The 2,604-nt window shown below is 60.4% G+C and carries 2 protein-coding genes; both read right to left on the bottom strand.

Features of this window, described 5'->3' with window-relative positions:
• Positions 1 to 179 precede the first annotated feature (179 nt).
• On the bottom strand, positions 180 to 1,796 hold the full coding sequence (locus HMPREF3142_RS04655; RefSeq protein ID WP_012968328.1) for a mechanosensitive ion channel family protein: 1,617 nt from the start codon (positions 1,794 to 1,796) through the stop codon (positions 180 to 182).
• A 164-nt stretch (positions 1,797 to 1,960) separates the two neighbouring features.
• The coding region (locus HMPREF3142_RS29785) for a FumA C-terminus/TtdB family hydratase beta subunit (RefSeq protein WP_228704557.1) at positions 1,961 to 2,604 on the bottom strand (644 nt) is incomplete at its 5' end.

Here is a 2,604-nt window from a genome sequence, read left to right as displayed (position 1 = left end):
TTTTGAGGCCGCCAGCATCGGCAGTTTCAGTCGCGCAAGTGGGTAAATGAGTGACAGGTCGCACGATCCGTAGGCCGGGCAAGGCGTTAACCACCGCCCGGCACAAACGCGGCTCTGCGCTGGCTGTTCTTGCTCAGCGGTGAAGCCGCCACCCGGCGGAAATGCCGCTATATTAGCCCTTATTTCTCAGGCTCCTGCGGCGCGACGGCTGGGGCGGCGTACCAGGCCTCCTGCGGCACCACCACCGCCGCCTTGGGCTGCATCACAAAGTTCGGCGACATAATCTGCACGCCGAATTCGTTAAACACATCAATAATACTGCTATGCAACGCGTTGCGGCCATCCGGCAGCTTAGTTGTGGGGAGCAAGCGCACCTGCAGCTCATACGCGGTGTACCAGTCAAGCAACCCCAGCTTGCGAACTATCGGGGCGATTTGTTGATCCACCCCAGGGGTGCGTCTTGCCGCCAGCTCCAGCAGCGCATGCACCTGACGCCACGGCGTATCGTAGCCGATGGTGACGCTGGTGGTGAGATTGAACCCGCCGTCGGTGCTCTCGGCGCTGAGATTAATAATTTTCCCGCTCACCACCACGGCGTTCGGGACGGTGACAATGTAATTCTCACGGGTGAGGATCTTGGTCGCCAGCACGCCAATCTCGCTGACCTGTCCCTCATTGTCGGCGAGGCGGATCCAGTCGCCTTTGCGCAGCGCCCGGGAGTAGATCAGCACCAGGCCGCTCATCGCATGGGTCATCACCCCGGTCGACCCGAGAGTCAGCATCAGGCCGAAGAACACGCTAATGCCTTTGAAGGCGAGGGAGTTGGCGCCGGGGAGGAACGGGTAGGCGGCGGACAGGGCAAACAGCCAGATGACCACCGAGATCAACCGGCGGGTGGCGCTGACGGTTTCCGGATGGATGCCCGGCACCTGAATGCGGCCGGCGGCGACCTGGTCGAGAGCCACTTTCACCAGGCGAATGATGAGCCATGTGATCAGGAAAATAAGCACCACGATCATCAGCCCCGGCAGGGAGGCGACAATCGACAGGGAGAGATCGCGGATCACGCCCAGCGACCAGTCACCCAGCGATTCACTCCACACCCGTGTCCAGGGAAACAGGCTGAAGGCCCAGCTCAGCCAGAGATAACTGGCCAGCATGCCGACGAGAATGACCAGCACAGCATAGAGTCGAACTTCAATATTGCCGAGATAGCGCCGCCAGTGCTGCGGGATGGCGCTGCGTTTTTCAAGGATCCGCAGCAGGAAAAAGCGCCGCACCCGCCGCCAGGCGCGGAAGGCGCCGTAGTAAAACAGCGCCAGCAGCAGCCCACCGGCCAGCGCTTTGCCGGCTGAAAGCAGCAGATAACGGTCGTTGAACTGTTCCTGCAGGCTGGTGCGCTGGGCCTCCATTCGCGCCAGCACCCGCTGGGCCGCCTGGTCGAGGGTTAAATCATCGCCCTCATCGAGATCCGCCTGGCTCAGCAGCAGCACCGGTTTGCCGTTCATCAGAAACAGCCGGCCCGGCTGACCATAGCGGTTGACCGCAACGACCCGCAGCGGTTGGCGAATATCGTCTTCAGTAAAGGCGCGTAAGGCGCTGCGGGTACGCAGGACGCGCTCTTCGGGCGTGGTCTGGCCGAAAGTAGCCTGCAACATGACGACAGGTTGATGGAAAATCGTGACTGTGCGTGCCTGCTCGCGGGCGGTCGGCTGCTGTCGCGGTTCGGCAGCCAGCGCCGGCTTTAGCACCAGCAGCGCCAGCGCCCAGAGGATCACCACGCTCATCCTGTTCATAGAGGCACCTGAGAAAGAGAATTATTGTTATTTTTCAGCAAACAACGGACGGCTTGTAGTTGAGCATAGCCTGGCGCGAAATGAATTCAAGCTGGCGCGGCGTGGGCATAAAAAAAGCCGTCGCCCAAACGGCGACGGCCTGATATCAGCGTCAGAAGTGAGCGTTAGCCGTGCTGTTGACAGCCGGCACACTGCTTATTCTGGATCTGCTGGAAGAAGTCGTTACCTTTATCATCAACCAGAATAAACGCCGGGAAATCTTCCACTTCGATTTTCCAGATAGCTTCCATCCCCAGTTCCGGATAGGCCACGCACTCGAGGCTCTTAATGCTCTGCTGGGCGAGCACTGCTGCCGGGCCGCCAATGCTGCCGAGGTAGAAGCCGCCGTGTTTATGGCAGGCATCGGTCACCTGCTGGCTGCGGTTGCCTTTCGCCAGCATTACCATGCTCGCGCCGTGCGACTGCAGCAGATCGACATAAGAGTCCATGCGGCCTGCGGTAGTCGGACCGAGGGAGCCGGAGGCATAACCGGTCGGCGTCTTCGCCGGGCCCGCGTAGTAGATCGGGTGATCTTTGACGTACTGCGGCAGCGCCTCGCCGTTATCAATAAGCTCTTTTAGCTTGGCGTGGGCGATGTCGCGGGCCACGATGATGGTGCCGTTGAGGCTCAGGCGGGTGGAGACCGGGTGCGCCGACAGTTGCGCCAGGATTTCGCTCATCGGCTGATTCAGGTTGATGCTGACGACATTGCCTTCACCCTGCTGACGCAGATGTTCAGGGATATATTTCCCCGGATTGCTCTCCAGCT

The organism is Klebsiella sp. HMSC16C06 (genome assembly GCF_001808325.1).
GTDB classification, from domain to species: Bacteria; Pseudomonadota; Gammaproteobacteria; order Enterobacterales; family Enterobacteriaceae; genus Klebsiella; species Klebsiella variicola.
Note: the sequence above shows the minus strand (reverse complement) of the source record. Positions and strands in the feature narration are given on the sequence as shown.

Excerpts from the sequence above, each read along its gene's own strand:
- HMPREF3142_RS04655 (WP_012968328.1), bottom strand. The coding sequence starts at position 1,796 with ATGAACAGGATGAGCGTGGTGATCCTCTGGGCGCTGGCGCTGCTGGTG.